This is a genomic window from Bacillus sp. SIMBA_005, assembly GCF_046535585.1.
In the GTDB taxonomy this organism is placed as follows: Bacteria; Bacillota; Bacilli; order Bacillales; family Bacillaceae; genus Bacillus; species Bacillus pumilus.
Window position 1 is genome coordinate 1 of the sequence record NZ_JAWRWI010000744.1, and the last position, 255, is coordinate 255.

Consider the following 255-nt stretch of genomic DNA (forward strand, 5'->3'; position numbering starts at 1 on the left):
TGCATGTTTAATAACTGGAACTAATAAACCTTTTTCTGTATCTGCTGCAATACCGATATTGTAGTAGTGCTTTTGAATAATTTCTTGTGTTGCATCATCTAAAGAACGGTTAAATTCTGGGAATTCACGCAATGTTGAAATAAGCGCTTTTACTACGTATGGTAAATACGTTAATTTCACACCTTTTTCAGCAGCAATATCTTTGAATTTTTTGCGATGTGCTACAAGAGCTGTTACATCAACTTCATCCATCAG

General features: G+C 34.1%; 1 protein-coding gene. It reads right to left on the reverse strand.

Annotated elements, in window-relative coordinates; translation table 11 throughout:
- Positions 1-255 (reverse strand): 2-oxo acid dehydrogenase subunit E2 (locus tag SB660_RS22045; protein ID WP_410584592.1); only part of this gene is annotated, 255 nt, incomplete at both ends.